The 23,440-nt window shown below is 57.2% G+C and carries 22 protein-coding genes and 1 pseudogene; 15 read left to right on the top strand and 8 right to left on the bottom strand.

The features are described 5' to 3' along the window. Positions 1–168: 168 nt before the first annotated feature. The 3 genes from BXP70_RS11340 to BXP70_RS11330 all read right to left on the bottom strand — a co-directional run bounded on the left by BXP70_RS11340 (position 169) and on the right by BXP70_RS11330 (position 5,860). Positions 169–813, bottom strand: coding sequence for a LolA family protein (locus tag BXP70_RS11340; RefSeq protein ID WP_086594172.1), 645 nt, complete (start codon positions 811–813; stop codon positions 169–171). A gap of 110 nt (positions 814–923) precedes the next feature. Next, positions 924–3,905 (bottom strand): FtsK/SpoIIIE family DNA translocase, encoded by a 2,982-nt coding sequence (locus BXP70_RS11335; protein WP_086594171.1) that lies wholly within the window; start codon positions 3,903–3,905, stop codon positions 924–926. A 221-nt stretch (positions 3,906–4,126) separates the two neighbouring features. Next, a complete protein-coding gene (locus BXP70_RS11330; RefSeq protein WP_086594170.1) occupies positions 4,127–5,860 on the bottom strand; it encodes a DUF6044 family protein in 1,734 nt (577 codons plus the stop codon). Positions 5,861–6,107: 247 nt separating this feature from the next. Between BXP70_RS11330 and BXP70_RS11325 the strand changes: the two genes are divergently transcribed. Beyond that, positions 6,108–6,527 (top strand): hypothetical protein, encoded by a 420-nt coding sequence (locus BXP70_RS11325; protein ID WP_086594169.1) that lies wholly within the window; start codon positions 6,108–6,110, stop codon positions 6,525–6,527. A gap of 57 nt (positions 6,528–6,584) precedes the next feature. Here the strand turns inward: BXP70_RS11325 and xerD are convergent, their stop codons facing one another. Next, a complete protein-coding gene (gene xerD, locus BXP70_RS11320) occupies positions 6,585–7,484 on the bottom strand; it encodes a site-specific tyrosine recombinase XerD (RefSeq protein WP_086594168.1) in 900 nt (299 codons plus the stop codon). A gap of 258 nt (positions 7,485–7,742) precedes the next feature. On the opposite strand from xerD, the gene aroQ reads away from it, so the two are divergent. From aroQ to BXP70_RS11285, 7 genes are all read left to right on the top strand, one after another. After that, positions 7,743–8,189, top strand: coding sequence for a type II 3-dehydroquinate dehydratase (aroQ, locus tag BXP70_RS11315; RefSeq protein WP_086594167.1), 447 nt, complete (start codon positions 7,743–7,745; stop codon positions 8,187–8,189). A gap of 128 nt (positions 8,190–8,317) precedes the next feature. After that, positions 8,318–9,376 carry an aminotransferase class V-fold PLP-dependent enzyme gene (locus BXP70_RS11310; RefSeq protein WP_086594166.1) on the top strand — a complete coding sequence of 353 codons (1,059 nt, stop codon included), beginning with the start codon at positions 8,318–8,320 and terminating at the stop codon, positions 9,374–9,376. Between the two features lie 98 nt (positions 9,377–9,474). Further along, positions 9,475–10,035: a MarC family protein gene (locus tag BXP70_RS11305; protein ID WP_086594165.1), complete on the top strand. Its 561-nt coding sequence runs from the start codon at positions 9,475–9,477 to the stop codon at positions 10,033–10,035. A gap of 143 nt (positions 10,036–10,178) precedes the next feature. Then, positions 10,179–10,646, top strand: coding sequence for a ribonuclease HI (gene rnhA, locus BXP70_RS11300; RefSeq protein ID WP_086594164.1), 468 nt, complete (start codon positions 10,179–10,181; stop codon positions 10,644–10,646). Positions 10,647–10,659: 13 nt separating this feature from the next. Continuing rightward, positions 10,660–11,382, top strand: coding sequence for a tRNA1(Val) (adenine(37)-N6)-methyltransferase (locus tag BXP70_RS11295; RefSeq protein ID WP_086594163.1), 723 nt, complete (start codon positions 10,660–10,662; stop codon positions 11,380–11,382). Positions 11,383–11,771: 389 nt separating this feature from the next. Then, positions 11,772–12,608, top strand: a complete 837-nt coding sequence (locus BXP70_RS11290; protein ID WP_086594162.1) for a helix-turn-helix domain-containing protein — start codon at positions 11,772–11,774, stop codon at positions 12,606–12,608. A 266-nt stretch (positions 12,609–12,874) separates the two neighbouring features. Then, positions 12,875–13,612, top strand: a complete 738-nt coding sequence (locus tag BXP70_RS11285) for an SDR family oxidoreductase (RefSeq protein ID WP_086594161.1) — start codon at positions 12,875–12,877, stop codon at positions 13,610–13,612. A gap of 337 nt (positions 13,613–13,949) precedes the next feature. Here BXP70_RS11285 and BXP70_RS11280 read toward each other — a convergent pair whose 3' ends face one another. From BXP70_RS11280 to BXP70_RS11270, 3 genes are read right to left on the bottom strand one after another with little or no spacing between them, the layout of a single operon-like run. Beyond that, on the bottom strand, positions 13,950–14,645 hold the full coding sequence (locus BXP70_RS11280; protein ID WP_086594160.1) for an ATP-binding cassette domain-containing protein: 696 nt from the start codon (positions 14,643–14,645) through the stop codon (positions 13,950–13,952). Next, positions 14,638–15,582: a hypothetical protein gene (locus BXP70_RS11275; RefSeq protein WP_086594159.1), complete on the bottom strand. Its 945-nt coding sequence runs from the start codon at positions 15,580–15,582 to the stop codon at positions 14,638–14,640. Before BXP70_RS11275 ends, BXP70_RS11280 begins: the two co-directional genes overlap by 8 nt. Positions 15,583–15,591: 9 nt before the next feature. Next, positions 15,592–16,959 carry a saccharopine dehydrogenase family protein gene (locus BXP70_RS11270; RefSeq protein ID WP_086594158.1) on the bottom strand — a complete coding sequence of 456 codons (1,368 nt, stop codon included), beginning with the start codon at positions 16,957–16,959 and terminating at the stop codon, positions 15,592–15,594. Between the two features lie 302 nt (positions 16,960–17,261). Between BXP70_RS11270 and BXP70_RS11265 the strand changes: the two genes are divergently transcribed. From BXP70_RS11265 to BXP70_RS11240, 6 genes and pseudogenes are all read left to right on the top strand, one after another. After that, entirely contained in the window at positions 17,262–17,753 is a 492-nt protein-coding gene (locus tag BXP70_RS11265) for a cytidine deaminase (RefSeq protein ID WP_086594157.1), read from the top strand. A gap of 130 nt (positions 17,754–17,883) precedes the next feature. After that, positions 17,884–18,543: an alpha/beta hydrolase gene (locus tag BXP70_RS11260; RefSeq protein ID WP_086594156.1), complete on the top strand. Its 660-nt coding sequence runs from the start codon at positions 17,884–17,886 to the stop codon at positions 18,541–18,543. Between the two features lie 94 nt (positions 18,544–18,637). Then, positions 18,638–19,330, top strand: coding sequence for a response regulator transcription factor (locus BXP70_RS11255; protein WP_086594155.1), 693 nt, complete (start codon positions 18,638–18,640; stop codon positions 19,328–19,330). A 325-nt stretch (positions 19,331–19,655) separates the two neighbouring features. After that, a pseudogene (locus BXP70_RS30560) lies at positions 19,656–19,856 on the top strand (four helix bundle protein); the annotation flags it as partial. 60 nt (positions 19,857–19,916) lie between these two features. Next, entirely contained in the window at positions 19,917–21,257 is a 1,341-nt protein-coding gene (locus tag BXP70_RS11245; RefSeq protein WP_086594154.1) for a sensor histidine kinase, read from the top strand. A gap of 73 nt (positions 21,258–21,330) precedes the next feature. Then, positions 21,331–21,582, top strand: coding sequence for a hypothetical protein (locus BXP70_RS11240; RefSeq protein WP_143436461.1), 252 nt, complete (start codon positions 21,331–21,333; stop codon positions 21,580–21,582). A gap of 123 nt (positions 21,583–21,705) precedes the next feature. Here the strand turns inward: BXP70_RS11240 and surE are convergent, their stop codons facing one another. Continuing rightward, a complete protein-coding gene (gene surE / locus BXP70_RS11235; protein ID WP_086594152.1) occupies positions 21,706–22,575 on the bottom strand; it encodes a 5'/3'-nucleotidase SurE in 870 nt (289 codons plus the stop codon). A gap of 123 nt (positions 22,576–22,698) precedes the next feature. Between surE and BXP70_RS11230 the strand changes: the two genes are divergently transcribed. Next, complete coding sequence (locus BXP70_RS11230) at positions 22,699–23,367, top strand: hypothetical protein (RefSeq protein WP_086594151.1); 669 nt, start codon at positions 22,699–22,701, stop codon at positions 23,365–23,367. Positions 23,368–23,440: the final 73 nt, after the last annotated feature.

The following is a 23,440-nucleotide window of genomic DNA, read 5'->3' as shown; positions in this document are numbered from 1 at the left end:
CTGCTGTTGGCAATGATGCATCCCCTCAACTGCCTACGCTTCAAAGCTTGGGCCTAATTTTCTTGGGTATTAACGAAGGGCAAGTTCCCCTACCTAGGTTTCGTGTAAACAAAACCGGCCCGCTCTCGCACGAAGCGAAAGCGGGCCGGACAAATCGTCAGCGACAACTTAGCGGAGGTCGATAACCTTTACGCCTTTGTACTTGGCTTTGTCAAAGGCAAAGGTCGTGGCATCGACAGGCGGGTTGGGTTGGAACTTCTTGATAGCCACCGTGTAACGATTGCCATTTTTCTTGAACATCTTCCAGCTTTTCACCGATTTATCAGCTTTACTCACCGTCATGCGCACTTTATAGATTTGGTTTGTGCGGTCTTCGGGAGAGAGTTCAATGATGTCGCAGGGCTCACCAGCTTCTTTGGTTTCCTGCACGTAGGTATACTTATATCCTTTTTTGTAGAGCGTATAGATCTGAGAAGGCGAAATATCTTGCTCGTCAGGGTCGTAGTCGGAGATGTTTACCTCGTTTTCCGCCTTCATGTAGGTCCACACGGTTTTGCCGTTGTTGATGACCTCCTGCCCGTTCATTTTAAGGTGGTACTTCTGGCCGCTCACGGTAATGTCGCCAGTTATATTGTCTTTTACCTTCGCCGCGTCGTTTTCTAACGTTTGCGTGAAAGTAGCCTTAAAAGCATTCAGCGCCTGATATTTAGCGCTCATCTGATCTAAAATCTTACCTGCTTTGGGGTCCTGCTGAGCTGAGGCGGAAGTGATGAGAGAAGCCGAGAGCAGGAGCAGGGCGATGGTTTTCTTCATTACAAAAGGGTGGTGTTGGCTAAGTAAGCAGTAAGACATAAGTGACGAGCCATTAGTTTAAGCTAACAGTACTAAACTACGGGCTCAAGCGGTATGTTCTGTACTTACTTCTAACTTTTCGGGAGATTGTTCAATAACTGTTCCAAACTATACTCGTCTGGAATGAGCACTTCGCGGGCTTTGCTACCCTCAAAAGGTCCTACGATTCCGGCGTGCTCAAGTTGGTCGATGAGGCGACCGGCGCGGTTATATCCTAGCTTTAAGCGGCGCTGGAGCAGCGAGGTGCTGCCCTGTTGGTGCGTTACAATCACGCGGGCTGCCTCTTCAAACATACTGTCGCGGTCGGACGGGTCGAAGTCTTCGCCACCGCCATTGCCGCCGTCTTCGCCGGCCACTTCGGGTAGGGCATACGCGTCGGGGTACCCTTGCTGCTCACCGATATAGTCGCACAAGCGGTCGACCTCAGGCGTGTCGATAAAGGCGCACTGCACCCGGATCAGGTCGGAGCCGGCTGAGAACAGCATGTCCCCCTGCCCTACCAGTTGGTCGGCGCCGCCGGTGTCGAGGATTGTACGCGAGTCAATTTTCGAGGTCACTTTAAAGGAGATCCGGCACGGGAAGTTAGCCTTGATGATACCGGTAATTACGTTCACCGACGGGCGCTGCGTGGCCACAATGAGGTGAATACCAATAGCACGAGCTAGCTGGGCAAGGCGGGCAATCGGCGTTTCTACCTCCTTACCGGCCGTCATCATCAGATCGGCTAGCTCGTCGATAACCAGCACGATGAAGGGCATGAAGCGGTGACCTTTCTTGGGGTTCAAGCGACGCTCCACAAACTTGCGGTTGTACTCTTTGAGGTTGCGGCAGCCCGCATCTTTTAACAGATCATAGCGCCGGTCCATCTCCATGCACAGCGAATTCAATGTGTTCACCACCTTCTTGGTGTCGGTGATGATGGCTTCCTCAGTATCGGGCAGCTTGGCTAGGAAGTGGCGCTCAATCTTGTTGAAGATACTCAGCTCCACCTTTTTGGGGTCGACGAGCACAAACTTCAGCTGCGAAGGATGGCGCTTGTAAAGCAGCGACGCCAGAATCACGTTCAGGCCCACCGATTTACCTTGGCCCGTAGCACCAGCCATGAGCAAGTGCGGCATCTTGGCCAGGTCAGCCACAAACACTTCGTTCGTGATGGTGCGCCCGAAGGCCACTGGCAGGTCCATTTCGGTGTTCACGAATTTGTCGGTGCTGAACACCGAGCGGATGCTCACCATCTCCTTTTTCGTGTTCGGCACCTCAATACCGATGGTGCCTTTGCCAGGAATCGGGGCGATAATACGAATACCTAGGGCCGCGAGGCTTAGGGCAATATCATCTTCCAGGCTCTTGATCTTCGAAATACGAATACCGGCTTCCGGCACAATCTCGTAGAGTGTCACGGTTGGGCCAATAGTGGCCTTGATGCTAGCAATGGCAATACTGTAATGACCTAGGGTCTCTACAATACGGTCTTTGTTGGCCTCTAACTCTTCTTTCGTTACCTGCGCCCTAGCAACGCCATAGTCATTCAGCAGCTCTAGGGTCGGGAACTGATAGCGCGGCAGGTCCAGCGTGGGGTCGTAGTTGACGGTGGGCATCACCTCCGCTTCCTCGTCAGCTTCGGCAATAGCAGCCATGTCGGCGCCAGCGGCGGGGTCTAGCTCGCCGGGGGTTACCTCTATCTCCAAGGCGGGCGTGGGTGTATCGCGCATGGTGGGGGCGGGCAGCGGCGCATCCGAATCGGCTAGGTCCGCCAGCGACAACGGCGTGGGCACACGCGGCGCTACAGCCACGGGCGGCTCCACGACGGGCGCCTCGATGGAGAAACTAGGCCCGCTAGGGGCAGCGGCAGCAATAGTAGAAATCGCCGTTGCAGTTGGCGCTACCGACAGCGGCACCGAGGCAGCACCGGCGGCTACCGCAGTAGCCGTTGCCACGGGGGCCGTGGTAGCGGCCGCTACGCTGAAAGCAGGTTTGCTAACCGGCCCGGTAGTAGCCACGGGCATGTCGTCATCGTCTTCCTCTTCGTCTAGGTCCTCCTCGTCTTCCTCGAAAGCTTCGACTTGCGGTTGGGGACGAGCAATTGGCGCCGATGAGGCGACAGGTCCTACCCGGCGCAGCGTCATTTCGGCGGGTGCTTCCGCTTCTTCCGGCGCTAGGCTTTCGAGCGAAGCCGTGGGGTTGGCGGCGTGGTTTACACCTAGGCCTGTCCGCTCGTAGGTATCTTGGGCGTCGGCAGAGTCTTCCTCTTCATCGACCGTGGAGCGCTGTAGGTTCAGGCTCGTCACGTTAAAGAAGAATACTACAAAGGAAATTAGCAGGAAAGCCAGCAGCAGCACTGTGCCCCACCCAATGAGGCTATCAAGCCACAGGGCCGTTTCGTAGCCAACGCCTCCACTCAGAAAATCGAGGCTATGCGCTAGTGCTGGATCGGAATCGGGTGCTTCCAGGCTCAGCACCACGTAGCCGAGCAACAGACTAAGCCACACCATCGAGAAGAGGCACAGGGCTAGCACGTAGCTCAACGACACGCTAGGCCGGCGGAAAACGATCTTGTAGCCCAGGAAGAAAACGACGGGAATCACGGCGAAAGCCGCTACCCCGAAGCCTTTGTAAATCAATACTTGCGCTAGGATCGCACCGACTAACCCTAGCCAGTTGCCGGATTCCTGCCCCGCTTCTTTTACCTGCGTACTGCTCACCCCCTCTACCACGCTCTGGTCGGAGTGTCCGGTGAACACAAACGACACGAAGGCGATGGTCAAGTAGATGGAACCGAGCAGAAAGAAGAAGCCCAAAAAGAGCTGAAAACGCCGGTCGCGCAGGAAGCCGAACAGGCCGTTGAACGACACGGTTGGCAAATTCAGGGGCCGCCGCGGCGGTTTCGTTGCCTTTGCCGCAGCTGATTTCGCTGCTGTGGGCCGCGGGCTAGCCTCGTTACGCCGAGGCTCACGTACGGGCTCCTCCGCCGGGCGCGCTGTGCTGCGCGCGGGCCGTGCTTCGTTGTTCCGGCTTGGCGGGGTCGTATTCTGTTTATATGTGTTTTTAGCCATTCTCACGCACCAAAAAGCCAAATCTAGCTATTTCCAAGGAGTAACTGGGTAAGAGGTCAGCTGAGTAAGTAGCTAGAAAATCTATGCTCCGTACAAATTGCGGGTGTATACTTAGCCAGCAGAAGCCTTCTTTGTTTACCAACAGCAACATAGCGATACTAGCCAATTATGGCCATACTACCACCGGCTGCTGAAGCAGCCGCGCAAGTTAATTTACGCAGTTACTCGGCTACTCCGTTACGCTCCGCCGAATAAAGATACAACTGCCAGTAACTAGTTGGGTCTTGAAACCGGCTTACTAAACGCAGGCCGCTCCGCTCCGGTGTAGCTAGTCGCGCGGCCGACAGCACGTAGCGCCCGCCTAGCCGCCGGAAAGCCGCCGCGTCGAAAGCAAAATCTTGCACGGTGCGGGTAGGTAACGCCGGCACGCGAAAGTTCTTGCCTAGCTCGGCCGATAGGAGGTAGCAGCGGTTGCCCCAGTCGTCGAAATAGATACGCAGCACGGGGCTCTTGGCTAGCTCCCCCGCAATGAGGGGCCGAAACTGGCGCTTGTACGCAAGAGGGTAATTGTTCTGGTAGCTGTCCAGTGTGTAGAAGCCGTTGAGTTGGGCCACGCTGGGCGGCAGACCCAGGCAGGCAACGCGGTATTGAGCTGGCTCTTGCCCCGTTTGCTGCCGAATGGAGCGTTGCACAGCCGCAAACAGCCGCGGCGCAATGAATGCTTGGTAGCTAGGTTCGCTTGGGCGGGCGTGGCCAGCTAGTGAGCGTAGGTTAGCCATCCATTCGGCATTCATGGCCAGCCCGATGAGCAGTTGCAAGCCCACCAATGCCCCCCGCAACCTAGCGCTAGGCAGTCGGCGCAGGCAGAGCACCAACACCACAAACCAGAGCAGCGGCGTCAGAAAATGGAAGCGGCTCAGGTTGAAGGTGCGAAGCGCCGGCACGCGGTCTTGCACCACCTCAACGAGTTGCGGGTAGAAGCCGCAGAACAAAGCCACGCCGGCCAGCACCGTGAGCAGCGGCAACACCTCTCGGCCCAACGTGCGCCGCCCGGCGGCCGGCACCGATACGAGTGCCGCACCCACTGCCAGCAAAGCCGCGCCGCGAAAGAACAGGCTCGCATGGTACTGCCCCATTAAAAAGTACTGAGCGGCACTCTTCAGCCCCGCTCGCCAGCCGTGCGGACCTAGCTGAGCTAGGTTAAACGCTAAGCGGTGCGGCACAAACTGCTTGGCAACCAGCAAGGAATAAAACAGCGGGTACTCGACTATCACGTACACGACCGTGAGCAGCACTAGCCCAGCCACTACGCGCCACGCTACGCCCCTGCCCTGCCATGCATGCCAGAGCAGCAGTCCTACCATGCCGGCCACCACAAACGGCCCCACGAACACGAACATTGACCAAAGCGGGAACAAAATAATCAGCAGCCAGTCGGTCCAGCGGCCGGGGCCTTGGCGCAAGTTCAGCAGAGCTAGCAGCAGCCACGGCTGCCCAGCTACCGAGAGGCCGTAGATGACGTAAAGCGGTAGCACGGCCCAGGCCAGCGCTACTCCCGCCGCTAGCCATTGGCTGCGTGCTTCGGCACCAGAGAAGAAGTGGCGGCGGAGCAGCGCGTACATGCCAAGCAGCCCCAGCAGTCGCACGAGCACCTGATGTCCTAGGTAAGCCCACAGCGGCGGCAACGCGGCAAACAAAGGCATGGTGATGCTCAGCCCCGAGCGTAACGCGTTGCGCGGCAACCCGTTCATGATGGGCTGCACCATGGCACTGGGTCGGTAGTCGAGGGTGAGATGATGGTGCGTGAGCAAGTACGGAATACTGATTTCCGCATCTAGGTTATCGTCGATGATGGCGTAGCTCCGGGGGCCTAGCACCAAGTAGGGCAACAGAAACACCAGCAACCCCAACAGCGCTAGCAGCAGTGGCGATGAAAAACGAGAAGAAATAGACATAACTCGGCAGGTTGCGACAAAGGTAGCAGCCAGCTTTTAGCGACTCCCTTCATTGAAATCATTCTATCCTGTCGAGCTTTTGCTTTATGCACGAACTAGTATTTTTATATTTTCCTTCCGGCGGTGCTACTTCGGCAACCCCGTTCACTTTGTCTTGTCTGTAGCTAGCAATGTATTCGGCCTAAGGATCTATTCTGCTTTTTCAGCCTATACCAAAGGCTGCACAGTAGCTTTTTGTATTTATAACATGCTTCATCATACCCTTACTTTTAGCAGTTCGCAGGACACTTGCACAAACGAATACGACGAGGTTAACCATTGGCTACGAGCTACCTGGAAGGGTTTCATTAATAGCCAAGATGCTACCCGCGGTGCTACCCAAACGCTTGAAGTACTGCGCATCACCCACGCGCCTTACCTGCTCAACGACAACAGCCAGCTCGTAGGTCCGTGGTTTGACTCCATCGAGTGGCTGCAACAGGAGTGGGTTCCGCAGGCCACAACCCTAGGCCTGCGCTACGTGGCGCACGTGATGCCCGCTGATGCCAACGCCGACATCACGACCGTTGCTATGCGTCACCCGGAGCAAGTTCCTTTTGAGCTCCAGATCTTCCGTCAAGTAGAAGAAGCTCAGGAATGGCTCAGGTCCTGCCAGGAAAAAAAGTAGTTACGCGCTAATAATCAACTCCTTACTTCATTCTCCGCTACTTCGTTAGGCGTCCACCTAGCTCCGCGGGTGAAACTCCGTAATGACTTGCTTGAGGTAGTCGCGGTCGAGGTGGGTGTAGATTTCGGTGGTGGTGATGCTTTCATGACCTAGCATCTCCTGCACGGCCCGCAGGTCGGCGCCGCCTTCGATGAGGTGAGTGGCAAATGAGTGGCGAAAGGTGTGCGGGCTAATCGTTTTGCGGATGCCGGCCCGGGCTGCTAGGTCCTTGATGATGTTGAACACCATGATGCGCGACAAACCCGCGCCACGTCTGTTCAGGAACACAATATCTTCATTGCCCGGCTTGATTTCGAGGTGTGTCCGGACACCCGAGAGGTAAAAACCTAGGTGCTTGAGGGCGTCGCGGCCGATGGGCACGAGGCGCTCCTTGTTGCCCTTGCCCGTCACGCGCACGAAGCCTTGCTCAACGTACAGGTTGGAGAGGCGCAGCTCCGTTAGCTCCGACACGCGCAGGCCCGAGGAGTACAGCACCTCAATGATGGCGCGGTTGCGAGTGCCTTCGTTGGTGCTCATGTCAATGGCCTCCAGCAACTGCGTGATTTCCTCGTAGCTCAGCGTGTCGGGCAGCTTGCGTCCGATCTTGGGTGCTTCCAGCGTGTCGGTGGGATCGAGCAGTAGCAAATCTTCCATAATCAGGAAGTTGTAGAATGCCTTAATGCCCGAGAGCGTGCGCGCCTGCGAGGTGGCGCTCATCCCTAGCTCGCCGAGCCAGGCAAGAAAGTCGCGCAGCAGGCGCGTGGTCACTTTCTCCGGTCCAGCGGGCAGCTTCGAGATTTCTAGGTACTGGCGCAGCTTGTGAATGTCGCGCACGTAGGCTTCTACGGAGTTAGGCGACAACGATTTTTCGAGTTGCAGGTAGCCTTCGAATTGCTTGATGCTAACGGACCAGTTCACTATTGGGGAAGCTAGGAGGTGGGAGCTAGGAAGTCGAAGCCGAGAAGTGAAGCGGCTTTCTTCCTTGTTCCGGGGTAAAGTACAGGTGGCAAAGGTCGCTGAACATTATTAGAACCTAACGGCTTCTTCTGCAAGTGCGCCAGAAAAGCTAGCTCGGAAATTTTTGTTCCCCGACCTTTGCTACCTAGGTTTCATCTACTTCGGGAGCGTAGCCCGCCTACTATCTCCTCGCCTCCAGCTCCTAGCTCCTCCTACTCCATGCAGATTCTGATCATCAACGGCCCCAATTTAAACCTGCTCGGCCGCCGCGAGCCCGGCATCTACGGCACCCGCTCCTTCGACGCTTACTTTCCCGAACTTCAGGAAACCTTCCCCGACATCCAACTCGAATACTTTCAGAGCAACCACGAAGGCGAACTGCTCGACAAGCTGCACGAAGTAGGCTTCACGTATCACGGCATCGTGCTGAACGCCGGCGCTTTCACGCACACCAGCCTCGCCCTGGCCGATGCTATTGCCGCCATTGCTACGCCCGTGGTAGAAGTGCACCTTTCCAACGTAGCCGCCCGCGAAGAATTTCGGCAACACAGCTACATCAGTCGCGTGTGCGTGGGCACTATTACCGGCTTCAAGCTCGACAGCTACCGCCTAGCTTTGCATTACTTTGAAGGCCTGCGCCCCAAGCGCGTAGGCTTTAAAGTATGAGTGGCGGAGTGGCTGAGTGGCTGAGTGGCTGAGTGACGAACATAGCTGTTCAACGATTTATTTACTCAGTCACCCAGCCACTCCGCCACTCTCTTACCTTTGCGGCTCCAAATTGACTTTCGACTCCTATGTATACTTTCAATCCCGGTCCTTCAGAAGTTTATCCCGAGGTTCGCACGTATCTCACGGCGGCTTTTGACGAGGGCTGGCTCTCGGCTCCCCACCGTGGCGAGCGTTTCACGGGTTTGGTACGGCAGGTAATCGCCGACATGAAAACCAAGCTCAACATTCCCCAGGATTATACCATCTTCTTCCTCAACTCGGCAACCGAGTGCTGGGAAGTGCTGGCCCAAAGCCTAACGCCAAATAAGAGCTTCCACCTCTACAGCGGCGCCTTCGGCGAGAAATGGATGGAGTACGCCAAAGCCCTGCGCCCTGCCACCACCGGCCAGTCGTTCGGCGTTGATGAGCTACCTAGCCTCGACCAGATTCCGCAGGATGCTGACCTGGTGTGCATCACCCAGAACGAAACCTCCAACGCCACGCAGTTGCGCGATGGGTTCGTACTGAACCTGTACAACAAGCTAGGTCCTAACGCGTTGCTGGCCGTAGATGCTACCTCATCGCTGGGTGGTATTCAGCTCAAGATGATCAAGGCCGACATTTGGTTTGCCTCGGTGCAAAAATGCTTTGGCTTACCCGCCGGCCTAGGATTGATGATTCTGTCGCCGCGGGCGGTAGCTAGGTTCCGCCAGATCAACGAGCGAGCCCACTACAACAGCCTCGTGTCGCAGTACGAGAAGATGCTCAACTACCAGACCACCCACACGCCCAACGTGCTGGATATCTATTTGTTGAGCCGCGTACTGCAAGATCGGCAGCCGATCAAAACGGTGCACCAGCACCTGCTCGACCGTGCCACCAAGCTCTACGACTACTTCGACAACGCCACCCAGCTTACGCCCCTAGTAACGAACCCCGAAACCCGCTCGACCACCGTCATCGGCTTGCAGGGCCCGCCCGCCCTAATCGACGAGGTGAAACGCCGCGCCAAAGAGCAAGGCCTACAGCTCGGCAACGGCTACGGCAACTGGAAACCCAACACACTACGCGTCGCCAACTTCCCGGCCATCCCGGATGCGGCCTACGAACAGCTCGTGCAGTTCTTCGCCCGCGAGTTTGCTTAAAATCGAGCGACTGAGTAGTTGAGTGACTGCATAAATCTGGCGAACTGGCCATTTATTCGACTACTCAGCTACTCAGTCACTTAGCCACTCGTTCCTTCATGTTCAGCATCAAAGAAATTTTCTCGGTTACGCTTACCCTTTTCGCGGTTATTGATATTCTGGGCTCCATCCCGATCATCATTCAAATTAGGCAACGCGAGGGCAAGATTCACTCCGAGAAGGCCACGCTGGTGGCGGGCTTGCTGATGGTTGTGTTTCTGTTTTTGGGGCAAAGCATCCTAGCTCTCTTCGGCGTTGACTTTCAGTCGTTTGCCTTGGCGGGCGCTATCATCATCTTCCTGATTGGCATGGAGATGATTCTTGGCATTGAGCTATTCAAAAACGACCCAGCGGCCACCAGTGGCTCTATTGTGCCGCTGGCGTTTCCGCTCATTGTGGGGGCCGGCACCATGACCACCTTGCTCTCCTTGCGCTCAGCCTATTCGCTGCCGAACGTACTCGTGGGCATCGCGGTGAACTTGGTGTTTGTGTACGTCGTGCTCAAGAGTAGCGCCTGGATTGAGGGCAAGCTAGGGAGGGCCGGCGAAGATATTCTGCGGCGCGTGTTTGGCGTGATTCTGCTGGCCATTGCCATCAAGCTGTTCAAACAGAATTTTTAATGTAGAACTGGTTGTCGGATGGTTGCTTGTTAAATGGCTAACGAGTTAACTTATTGGTGGTGCTCGCACCTTTTACCTAGGATTAATTCTTCAGCCGTCCAACAAGCAACCATCTATCCACCAACCATTTAATTTATCACTAATTGATTCACCTCTTCACCGACGGTTCGTCGCGCGGTAATCCGGGGCCGGGCGGCTACGGCACCATTTTGCGCTACGGACCGCACGAAAAAGAAATTACCCAAGGCTTCCGCCTCACCACCAACAACCGTATGGAGTTGCTGGCCGTGATTGTGGGCCTGGAAGCCATTACGCGCCCAGAAATCCCCGTTACCATCACCACCGACTCGAAGTATGTGGTGGATGCCGTGGAGAAAAAGTGGGTGTTTGGCTGGGCCACCAAAGCAGACTTTGGCAAGAAAGCCAACGAAGATTTGTGGCGACGCTTTCTGAAAGTATACAAGCAACGCAACGTGCGCTTCCACTGGGTGCGGGGCCACAACGGCCACCCCGAAAACGAGCGATGCGACCAGCTCGCCGTGTACAGCGCCACCCGTGGCCCGCTGCTCATCGACGACGGCTATGAGCTAATCGAGGCCAAGCGAAGCTAGGTTTCCCCCGCGGATGGCGAATACCTACTTCCAGTTCAAGCAGTTCCGTATTGAGCAAGACCGCTGCGCCATGAAGGTGTGCACCGACGCCTGCGTGCTCGGCGCCGTGGCCGACGTGGCGGGCGCCACCCGCCTGCTCGATATTGGTACCGGCACCGGCCTGCTGGCTCTGATGGCGGCGCAGCGCAACCTAGGGGCGCATGTTGAAGCGGTGGAGATTGACGAAGCTGCCGCCGCGCAAGCCGCCGCCAACTTTGTCGCGAGTCCGTGGGCGAGCCGCTTGCGCGTGCACGCCCAGAGCTTGCGTGCTTTCGCCGCCACCCAGCCCGCGCCCTTCGATCAGATGTTGTGCAATCCGCCGTTCTTCCGCAACGCCCTGCGCTCGCCCGACGCTGCGCGCACCACGGCCCGCCACACCGCCCCCGATACCCTAGCTTTTGAGGACATTACGATGTTTGCCCACCAGTTCCTCACGCCCGGTGGGCAGCTCACGGTGCTTCTGCCGCCACCCGAGATGCAGCAGTTTGAGCGCGCGGCCGCAGACGCGCAGTTATACCCCATCACTCGCTTGGTGGTGCACCATCGGGCAGGCAGCAAGCCGCTGCGCCATGTCACGGCGTTCAGCCACCAGCCGCAAGCCGTCGCGCAAAGTACGCTGGCTATCTATGCGGATAGTGCAGAGGCTTACTCAGAAGACTTTAAGTATCTTATGTCTCCTTTTTACCTGCACTTATAGGAATACTTCGTTTCCCTCCTAACTCCAGAACGCTATGCCTTTTGGTTCTGGGTTGAATAAGCGGCTACTCAGCCCTCACGGAGGCAGAATTTCCCCTTCCACGTATACCTAGGCGGAAACTACTACGCTATTTAGCTAGGCTGAATTAGTCAGGTTTGCAGTTGATGGGAAGCACGTGAAAAGCGTGTTCGTTGGTCAGGCGGAGAAGTGACAACTGGGAGTAACAAAGGACAATAGCCAGCCGGCGGGGTAGCCTGGTGCGTAAGTGGGCCGCTGAGCAAAGCAACTTCGGCCTTTTGAACAAAGCACGTCGAGTAAGGGCTGCCTACCTTTGTAGAGTAAAACAAGCACCCCACTCACGCCAGCCCACTGGCACTTACTCCTCCTCGATGACCGGCAAGCAGCTGAACCGCTACGCAGATATGGTGTTGGTGTGTAACGGCGACCAGCGCTACGGCGGGGAAATAACGTTGACCGATAACGTCTTGGTTGGGGTGCTCGCCGGCGAGCTAAAAGTGGTGCAGGCCGACCGCACGCGTTGCGCCACCGCAGGTGACACGCTCCTCCTACCTAGAAACCAGCCGGCAACCCTGCTGAAAGTCCCGAAAGATGGTGTTGCTTATCAAGCCGTGGTTCTGACGCTGCCCACGCCCCTGGTGCAGGCCTACTACACGCAGCACCCTCCGGCACCCACCCAGCCGGCGGCGCCCAAACTCCTGCTCTTTCCCAGAAATCCTCTCCTGCAGAGCCTCTTTGCCTCCCTGCTGCCGTATCTAGAACTTCAACAGCCCCTACCCGCGAATCTCCTTGCTGGCAAGATAACGGAGGCGCTAGAAACCTTACGCAGCCTCGACCCGCAGATCGACCGGGTGCTGGCCAACTTTGCTGAGCCCGGCAAAGTGAACTTAGTCGAGTTTATGGAAGCGAACTACCGGTTCAACCTCTCCTTGACTACGTTCAGCTACCTGACGGGCCGCAGCCTAACCACCTTTAAGCGCGACTTCCAAAAAGCCTTTCACCTAAGCCCCCAGCGCTGGCTCACGCAAAAACGGTTGACGCTGGCGCACTACCAGCTCGCCGAAAAAAGCCGCAAGCCGGTAGAGCTGTACTTGGAGGTAGGCTTTGAGAATCTCGCCCATTTCTCGTTCGCCTTCAAGAAGCAGTTCGGCTACCCCCCGACCGCGCTGGTCGGGACCAGGGCTGCTCCTAGGCCATCAGCCAGCTAGGCTAGGGCACCAAGGCTCCTGAGTACCCTTCACCAGCTAGTATTTTCCTCGCTACTCGCCCGGCTACCCGGCTCTAGGCAGCTACCACCAGCTTGGTGGCGAGGTCGGGCATGCCCCTAGAGCAACGCGCCCAGCCGACGACCTAGCTGCGTACTACCTTGTACACTAGAGCTTTAACTAGCTATACTACACCCGTAGCCGCTGTTTGCTGCCGGAATGGTTCCGGCAGCTCATTTCCTTACCCCATCCGTTTCCTAGTTTCATTTATGAAGTCTGCCCTCGTCACTGGCGCCAACAAAGGCATTGGCCTGGAAGTCGCCAAACTACTCGCCCAGCAGGATTTTTTCGTATATCTCGGCAGCCGTGACCTAGCCAGTGGTCAGGCGGCAGTCCAGCAGCTCCACGGCGCGGGGCTCACGGCTCTGGAGGCCGTGCAACTCGATGTCACCAGTCCCGATTCCATCCGGGCGGCGCGGGCAGCAATTGGCGAAAAGACGCCGGTGCTGGATGTGCTGGTGAACAACGCCGGCATTTCTGGCGGCACCTCCCAATCAGCCCGGCACACGACGTTCGACCAGTTCCAAGCCGTATTTGCCACCAATGTATTTGGGGCGGCCGGGGTCACTCAGGCGTTCCTCGACCTGCTGGAGCAGTCGCCGCAGCCGCGCATCGTCAACGTGAGCACGGCCATGGCTTCGCTCACGCTGTTCGCGGACTTCGATAATGCCAATTCCGCGTATCGGCTGCCGGTCTACCAGGCTTCGAAAGCAGCGCTGAATATGTATACCCTCAACCTAGCTCACGAACTGCGCGACACGCCCTTCAAAATCAATGCAGTATGCCCAGGCTATACCAAAACTGACTTTACGGGTCACCAAGGCACCAGCACGGTCGAGGAAGCAGCGCAGCGCCTAGTGAAGTATGCATTGCTAGGCCCCGATGGCCCCACTGGTAAGTATTTCAGCGAAGAGTATTTCCCTGCTCCAGCTACGTGCCCCTGGTAAGCTCGGCGAGTAAAATCTAGCCTCCGACTTGTTCAGGCTCCGTCAAGAACAGGTCGGAGGCTTTATCCCATTTATTTAAGAACATCCTCCTTCCTGAACAGTCTACCGGAAATCAGTGCTGTGCACACATGCTGGTACAACTGATTGTTGGCGGCATCCATCATGTGCTGAAAAGCGAAGGGCGAGGTAGCATGAATTTAGATAGTGCCGCTGACTATTGTACTTCTGCGAAACAGCGTCGAGCTGCTCGTTAATGGCATTCACAGAACAGAAAGGTATTCTTGTCAAGTAGCTAGCCCCAGGTTAACTCTAAGGTTGCGTGGCCAGTGACTGCACGTTAGGGTAGCAGCCGCGTAATTTGTGCTAGCTTATCTTGGTACAAAGTGTCTAGCAGATCGGTGGCTAGGTTGCCAAAATCGGCGGCTAGGTAGTGGCGCTGCACGATGCCGCCTGCCAGTAGCGTTATCTCATCGCAGGTTTCGGTGAGGGTGCCTAGCAGGTGCGAGGTCAGCAAGATGCCGGTGCCCCGTTGGCGCAGTCGCAGCAGTATTTCCTTGAGCAGCAAGTTGGTACCTAGGTCGAGGCCGTTGAATGGCTCATCGAGAATCAGGTAGCGAAAGTCTTGCACGAGCAGCGCCAGCAGGGCTAGCTTCTTCTTCATGCCCGCCGAATATTCCTCCGCGTACTGCTCTAAGGGCAGTTCCAACAGCTGATTCCAGGCCGAAAAATCCACGACCGGCTGGCGACGGGCTTGCAGGCAGAACGCCAGGTACTCGCGGCCAGTAATTTTGGGATAGAAAAACGGCTCGTACGGCAGCAGCCCCGTCACCTGGCGAATAGCCTGGCCCGATGTTTCCTGCACATGGCCCGTGTAGCCCGTATCCAGGCCGAAAAGGCAATTGATTAAGGTCGTTTTGCCGGCTCCATTGGCGCCTACTAGCCCGTGGATAGTGCCGGGAGCTAGGTCCATCGTCACCCCACGGAGCACTTGCTGCGCGCCAAAAGCCCGGCTGAGTTCTCGAATGCTAATCATGCCACCGATACTGAAGTAGATGTCGCCGACTCTTCCATACCAAGCCCGCGAATGCCGCGGCCAGCAACGCCACGTACACCGAATTTACGACCACCAATAACGCCAGCACGACTACGCCCACCTGCACCGGACCGGCATGTGGGTAAAACGCGTACTTGGCCAACACGACCATCGTCAGGATCACGGCGCCCCACAGCAGCACGGCCAGCGCGCCGCCCCAACTAACCGCACCCGTGCCGAGCAGTAGCACAAACGGCAGGCTGGTAATCCAATAGCCAACTAGCGCCAAGCCTAGCTTGCGCCGCAAAAACGCGTTTAGCCGCAACGGGTACTGGAGTAGCATCACCGAGTCTTCGGGCAGCGAATAGAACGAAGTGAGCAGCAAGGCCCAGAGAACCGGCACCAAGGCCGCAACGGTGTTGTGCCGCTGCCAGAGCGCCACGCCTACTCCTACTGCCCACACCAGCCAGGCGCCACTCCGCCGGTAGCCACTTACCCATTCGAACAGCTCGCTGCGCAACAGGCTCTGGTGCCGCCGGTCGCCGCGTGCTGCTCGCAGCTTGGCCACGTACGGAATAAGCGGTATCAAAACCAGCCCTAGCAGCAGCGGCAACCACGCACTATACACGAGGAGCACGCCCCACAGAGGCAGCTGCCATACCACATACTCGGCCAGCAACAGCCGGTGGTAGTTGGGTGCTACGCTCTGCAGAAAAGCTAGGTCGCGGCGCTGCCGGTGCGAGGAAAGGCACATACCAGCGCCCAGCACCGGTAGCAGCCATTGCCCAACTGGGTACTGGCCAATCAGCCGCATGCCTTGCCCCGATGCGGCGAGCAGCATTGGGCTGAGCAGCAGGAGCCGCAGCCATCCCATTTCGGCGAGCTGCCGCGCCAGTACTTTCACCCGCAGTCCTAGGTAGTGCTGAATTTCTCGCATGAGGAATTGCTAATCAGCCAAACCGCGGCGATCAGCTAGCTTTTCTTCCTCAACGAATTCGATCTGATAGTCTTGCTTCAGCTCCGCCAAGATGGGCTCGTACAGATCGGCGTGAGTGGGAATAACCACGCCGCGGTGCGCTACCTCGCCGCGCGCCAAGCGCCGCACGGCCATGCCCAGCGGCAAACCGACCGTTTTGGCCATGGCCGTGTGGGTAGCATCTTCGCCAAGCACAAGGAGAGAAGCGGTTCGGGTATACTGCTTCCCAGCCAACTCATAGGTAAACAAATGCTGCATCACAATCATGTCGTGGTCGTGGGGCGCTAGCTGCCACTTTTCCGCGAGTAGGCGCTCCAGTAGCTGGGCGGGCGTGGCATTGGCGTGGCCCACGGGTTTGTCGCTGAACAGCCCCAGCCACGTAAGGCGCTGCATTTCTTCACCCTCCGGCGCCAAACCTAGGTACGTAGCCAGATGAGCAGCTAGGTCAAAGTCGTCGGGCACACGCGGCAGATATGCGGCTACCAGCTCGCGCCACGTGAGCCCCGACGAGTTGCCGAGCTGCACAGAATCGTCGGTGAGACCAAGCTGCACCAGCGCGTGCCAGGCGGCGCAGTAGCCAGGCCGGCGCAAGGTGCCGCGCAGCATGGTGGGAATGTGCTCAAGGCCATAGGGCGCGCGGTAGCTGAGTGAGTCGCGGTTGGCATAGCCTTCAAACTGCCCGTAGCCGGGTACCTCCAGCGTTTCATAGCGAGCAAACAGCTGCTGGTACGGAATAAAGCGCAGATGCCCATCTTCCAGGTACTTAGCCGTGCTCTGACCGGCCAGCACCACGTTGCGCGGGTTCCAGGTAAACTTGTACTTCCACGGATTGTCGCCCTCCGATTCGGGCGCCAGCAGCCCGCCGCAGTACGACTTGAAGGAAGCTAGCTTCCCTCCTTTTGCCCGGATATCTTGCAGCACGTGCATAGCCGACATATGGTCGAGGCCGGGGTCGAGGCCGCATTCCATCAGCATCGTTAGGCCCGCCTCCTCTGCTTCCGCGTGGAGCTGGCGAATCTCGTCGGTGGCGTAGCTGGCCGTAGCTAGGTGGCGCCGGTGCCGCACGCACGCTTCGGCTACTCGCAGATGGAAGCTTGCCGGCAGCATCGAAATAACGATATCGGCCTGCTCTACCAAACTTTCCAACAGGCTTTCCTGCTGCACGTCGAACGGCACCGCGCGAGCGTATTCGCTGTGCGCGGCCAGCACCGGCACTAGGTGCGCCGGGTTCACGTCGGCAATGGTTAGAAACCACCCCTCCGTTGGGGCATAGCGCAGCAAGTATTGCAGGAGCGAAGCCGCCGAGCGGCCCGCTCCAAGAAGCAACAGACGAGTCATTTTCACTTACCAGTTATCAGTTAATGTCTAGCATCAGCAACAGCAAAGCTGCCCGGTGGAGCGTCGCAGGGGCCTAGCGGTCAATAATCGGTAAAAAACAGCGTAACGTACGCAGTATCTACTCGCCCGCCGCGCTGGCGGCCTTCTTCTGCTTGGTCTTAGGCTGGTGAAGCCACCTCTGGGCCAAATGTTAGTAAAGGGTAATTGTTAAATGATAAATGCAACGTACATTCACCGCCCCCTAACGCTGTCGGGGCCGCCATCAGGTGCCTGGACTAGCTTTTTTATTCTTATCCGCATCGATGGCTCAGTTACTTAATGTCACCATTCAGGTCGACGTCCTTTCCTCCGCCGAACTCACCCCCGACGAGGCCCTAACTTGGCAGCAAGCCCGCGCCGCCACCGACAACGCCTACGCGCCCTTCTCGCAGTTTCACGTGGGCGCCGCCCTGCTGCTCGACAATGGCTCGGTGTTCCAGGGCAATAACCAAGAAAACCCCGCGTACCCATCCGGACTTTGCGCCGAGCGCACCGCTATGTTTGGCCTAGCCGTCAGTCAGCCGGAGCGCCGCATTGTGGGCATGGCCGTGGCGGCGCGCCCCAAGAACGGCGCCTTTGTGGTAGGCATGCCCTGCGGCGCCTGCCGTCAGGTAATGGCCGATTATGAAGTGCGACAGGGTCAGCCGATTCCGCTGCTGCTACTAGGCCCCGACGACACGATTTATCGTTTTCGCTCCCTAGCTGATTTGTTGCCCTTTCAGTTTACCAGCGAGAATTTGCCCCCGCGCGAATAGCTAGGTCTGCTGTCTCCGGGCTTCCTCTTGTACACTCGCGCGCCGGTCCGACGCCCTAGGATATCCGACCGGCGGGCACGGATTAGGCAAAGAGGTTCTTTGCAAAAATTTTGCGCTATACTTTTCCGCTATGTCCGCAGCGCAGGAAAATCATCTTACCATCAGCCGGTCGGCCCGCTACTACCAGCTGGGCGAGTTATCAGCGGCCACGCGGCGCGTGTGGTTTGTGGCGCACGGCTACGGGCAGCTCGCGGCTTACTTCATCCGCCACTTCGCGTTTCTGACCCAAGCCGACCCGACGCTCGTAGTAGTAGCGCCCGAAGGCTTGTCGAAATTCTACCTCAACGGCACAAGTGGCCGCATCGGCGCCACTTGGATGACGCGGGAAGACCGCCTCACGGAAATTGAAGATTATGTGGGCTTCCTAAATCAGCTAGCAGGCAGCCTTTTAGCTCATTGCCAGCCGGAAGTTGAAATTACCGTACTTGGTTTCTCACAGGGCGCCGCTACGGTGAGCCGGTGGCTGGCGCGGGCATCCTTTCGGCCCGCCCATCTTATCTTGTGGGCTGGCGCTTTCCCGCCCGATATGGCGGTGGAGGTGGCCACGCACTTGCTGCACCAGTTTCCGGTTACGTTGGTTTGTGGCGACGAAGACCCGTTTATCAGCGCGGAAGAGCTGGAAAAACAGGTTTCGTTTTTGCGCCGCTATGGCATCGAGCCCGAGGTCATTCGCTTTGCTGGCAAGCACGCCCTGAACCCTGCGGTGCTACAGCAGCTAGGGCACCAGTAAATGAAGGGCTTCATATACTCTTCAGGCAGGGTTTTGTATTGTTGCACTGTTTAGTCTCATTCCCGATTTCTACGCCGCTCATCCCGCCATTGTCATGCACGTTCTCATTGTAGAAGACGAAAGAAGCCTGCACCAGGAAGTGCGGCAGTTTCTACTTCAGGCGCAGTACCTCTGCGACTCCGCCTTCACCTTTGCCGAAGCCTCAGAGAAGATCTTTGTGAACAGCTACGACTTCGTGCTGCTCGACCTAGGACTGCCCGACGGCGACGGGTTGCAGCTGCTGCGCGAGGCCAAGCAGAACGAGCGTCAGGAAGCTTCTTTTATTGTTCTTACGGCCCGCGGTGCCATCGACGACCGCATCAAAGGCCTCGACCTAGGTGCCGACGACTACCTGCCCAAGCCGTTTTCGCTGCTTGAGCTGCTGAGCCGCATGCAGGCCATCACGCGTCTGAAGTTTGGCCTGAAGCGCCAGGAAATGGTATTCGGCAACGGCTTCCACCTCGATGTCACGGGTCGCACCCTGCGCTACGAAGGCGCCGAAGTGCCGCTCACCAAGAAAGAATTTGACCTGCTCCACTACCTCTTGCTGCACAAAAACCGCGTGCTCACGCGCCTGCAACTCGGCGAGCACCTGTGGGGCAACGTGCTGGAAGACGATTCTGACTCAAACTACATCGACGTCCACATCAAAAATATCCGCAAAAAGCTAGGTCACTTCGCCCCCGCCGACTTCCTAGAAACTGTGCGTGGTATTGGCTACCGAGTCAGTGAACAACTGAGCAACTGAGTAATTTCGTTGGAGTAACTGAGTGGCTGAGTAACCTTAGGGTTTCATCTTTTCCTGAGTTAGAGGCTGTTGCTTCGTCTTGGTTTTAGAGCTTAGCAAGCATGTACTTTTTAGTTACCCGATTACTCAGTTATTCCGATGAAAGCGGAACAGAACGAGGCGTTTCGAGTGCGGACGAAAGCAGCCGCGTTGCGCGTTATTCGTTTATATCAGCTACTCCCTCGTAGCGGAGAGACAGAGGTTTTAGGCAAGCAACTCTTCTGCAGCAAGCGCTACTCCAGTAGCCGCCAATTATCGAGCTGCATGTCGAGGACGCTCAGCAGCTGAGTTCTTTGCGAAACTTAGTATTTGTGTCGAAGAAGCTGATGAAGTACAACTTTGGTCAGAATTGATCGGTGATGCCGGCATTCTACCTAGAACCCGCCTTACTGAACTTGAAAAAGAATACGCCGAGATAGCAGCTGTTCTAACAAAAGCAAGGAAAACGGCATCCGGGAAAGCAGAGAGGAACGGAATAAGTGAGTAGCCAAACAATGTCATTTCTTTCTGCTCAGTTACTCAATTACTCAGTTACTCTCCAAAGGAAATGAAAATGCGCCTGGAGGCCAAGCTGGCCTTGTTCAATGCGTTGTCGAAGCTGCTGCTGCTGCTGACGGGCGCGCTAGTGATTCCGCCCGTGGTGAGCCGGGTGGCTGTGGGGCACACAGATCAGCGCTTGCACGAGAAGATGGGCGAAGTGCTCAGCCTAATCCGGCGCGATGGAATCACGGCCTTCGTGCGCACCGAACACGACGAGACGTACGCCGATTACAATCTACTCAAGCAGGAGTACATCACCCTGACGCCCGTGGCTACCAAGACAAGCCACCCCGGCGTAGTGCGCATCTTCGACGAGATGCGCCAGGTAGATAATGAGGTAGAAGATTTTCGCATTCTGAGCTACACGCTGCCCAACCGCGGTGCGCGCACCTACCACCTCGAAATTGGCAGCAGCCTCGCCACTGTGGAATTGCTCACGACCACACTGCGCCACACCGCTTTGTGGGTGCTCGTGATAGGAGCATTGCTAACCATTCTGACCGATGCGGCCTTCACGCATTACCTGCTGCGCCCCTTGCGGGAGCTGATCCAGCGTAAGCTCCGCGGCGTGCAGCACCCCTCGGCCTTCTCCTTCGAGCCCATCCCGACGGACACCACAGACTTCCGTCGCCTCGACACCAGCCTTTCGCGCATGATGCGCCAGATTCAATCGGCCTTTGAAAAAGAGCGGGAGTTTATGTCGAATGTGTCGCACGAGCTGCTTACGCCCGTGAGCATCCTGCAGTCGCGCTTCGAAAACATGCTGCAAGACCCGGAGCTCAACGATGCGCATTCGCTTAAAATCGTGGACTCGCAGAAGACGCTTTACCGGCTACGCAACACGGTGAAGACACTGCTACTCATCGCCAACATCGAAAACGAGCAGTACCTACGCGACGAATCCGTGTCGGTGGCGGCCGTGCTGGCCGATGTGATCAACGAGCTAGAAGACCGGCTGGCCCAGCGTGAAATCCGACTGCTGGAAGAGCTGCAACCCGACTACGTGCTGCCGGCAGCCAACCGCACGCTGCTGTTTACGCTGCTATTCAACTTGATCAGCAACGCCATTAAGTACAACAACTGGGGTGGCGACATCATTATTCAGGGCAAGCTCCGCCCCGAGGGCGGCTACCGCCTCGCCGTTACCGACACCGGTCCGGGTATTGCTCCCGAAAATATCCCGCATCTATTCGACCGGTTTCGGCGCTTTCACAAGGGCGGCGCTTCGCCGGAGGGCTATGGCCTAGGTTTGCCCATCGCCAAAACGATTGCCGAGTTTCACCATGCCGAGCTAGCCGTGGAATCTACTGTCGGGCAGGGCACTACGTTTGCCCTATTGTTCAGCTAGATACCTGCTGATTTGCAAGGCGGGCACAAGCATTTTCACTCCGAATTCATGTTGCCGGGCATACTTTAGAGCTATGCCCACCCGATTAGTATTTTCTTCTCGCAGGTCGTACTTGGCGCTGCTGCTGGCGGCACTGCTGTTGCTTATTGGGCTGCTTACCCAGCTCAAGCCAGCCAAACGCACAGCCGTCGTTCTGCGGCACCTGCCACCCACGACTTCCCATTTTATCGGCCTTCAGCAGAATAGCCGGATTCACAAATCAGCTTCTGCTCGCCGGCCCAAACGCGTGTTGGTTGTAAAACCTACGGCTAACGACCGGCTGTAATAACGCCTGCCAACAGAAAAGGCCGGGAGTATTCCCGGCCTTTTCTGTTGGCAGCTTTGTTGTGCGCTTATCCTAGCCCATCCTGTTCAGGCTGCTACGGTGCGTTAGCAATACCTAGCTTTTCTACTTTTTTTTGCCCTTTGCCGGTAGCACGGCATCCGTAGCGGTGGCTTCATGGACGGGGTTAATTTCCGCTTTCTGGCCGTCTAGAGCTAGGGTCCACTGCTCGTTAAGCTGCGGTAAGCCGTGCTGAGCCGTTAGGTCGTATTGGCAGGGCACCACCGAAATGTAGTTGTGCGCCAAGGCCCATTCGTCGGTGTCTTCGCCCTGGTCTTCGTTCACAAAATTGCCGATTAGCCAATAGTAAGGACGCTGGTAGGGGTCATAGCGCAGGTCAAACTCTTCCTGCCACTTGGCCCGCGCCTGCCGGCAGATGCGCGCCCCGACAATAGCCTTTTCTGATTTCTTGGGAAAGTTGATATTCAGCGCAGTACCCGTTGGAATGCCGTGCTCCAGGGCCTGGCGCGTGAGATGCTCCACCCACTCCTCAACGTGGGAAAAATCAGCTAGGTGGCCGTAGTCACAGAGAGAAAAACCGATGGCCGGCAGCCCTTCAATAGCCGCCTCAATGGCCGCCGACATCGTACCCGAGTACAGTACATTCACCGATGAGTTGGAGCCGTGATTAATACCCGATACCACCAGATCGGCCTGCCGGTCGCGCAGTACAAAGTGCTTGGCAAGCTTCACGCAGTCGGCAGGCGTGCCACTGCACTCATAGGCCTCGATGCCATCGAAAATGGTGCTAGGGTCGAGGCGCAAGGGGTTGCCGATGGTAATGGCGTGCCCCATGCCCGACTGTGGCGAATCGGGCGCGACGACCACTACTTCACCGATGCGCTTCATCACGCGCACCAGCACGGCAATACCGGGCGCGGTAATACCATCATCGTTAGAAATCAGAATCAGCGGTTTACGAGATTTAGCGGCCACAAGCGTCTATAGTTAGTGATAAAACCTAGGGCAACGTACGGAAGGTGGCGCGTTGTGGTCGTAAAGTTTTGATTACCCGGCTTGCGCCTCAACGAGTGACCAGCTTGCGCCGTACTGCACAACATGAAACACCTAGCTTCTTTCCTTGGCTCGACTGCTGGCGCCTTGCTGCTCGCTGCCACGCTGGTTGCCTGCAATTCGCCCGAAAGCCGGACGCCGACTGCTTCCAGCGGCGATACGCCTTTTGCGGGCAACTCCACCGCCACCGACCCCTCGGCTGCCGCGCAACGCATTGCTGCCAACCCAAACGTGGCCGATTCGCTGCACCTGCTCAGCCCTGGTCAGGCGGGCCGCTTGCTGATCAAAATGCCCGAGAAACTTCTGCTGGCGCGGGTATCGGCTGAGCAGCTGCACAAAATCACGCGTACCGTTGGCGACAGCACCTACCCGGCGTATGAGATGCGCGATGCCCAGCAGCCCAGCGCCCCGCCCACGATTCTCGAAATGGCCGGCAATGCCCAGAAAGGCTTTCGCCTGCGTCGCATCATCATCACCGATCCGCAGTACCGCACGGGCGAAGGCATTGGCGTTGGTTCTCCTTTCGGGGTGGCCCGCCAAACGTTTGGCCTCTCCCGCGTGCGCATGACGCCGGAAGGCTTCGCGGCAGTATCGCGCCAGACGCGCATGGCGTGGCTGCTCGACGAGAACTCGCTGCCCGCCAAGCACCCCACCGACATGGCTACTGCCGAAATACCCACGGCCACGCGCATCAAAGGCGTCATTCTTTTTTAGGAATCTGCCGCTGTAGCTAGCAACGGCTTACAACGTTTAACTCCCTTCTGCTTTCCTACCAAACTCCCACAGT

The sequence above is a fragment of the Hymenobacter crusticola genome (genome assembly GCF_002154225.1).
Taxonomy (GTDB): Bacteria; Bacteroidota; Bacteroidia; order Cytophagales; family Hymenobacteraceae; genus Hymenobacter; species Hymenobacter crusticola.
This window is presented reverse-complemented; position numbering and strand designations above follow the sequence as displayed.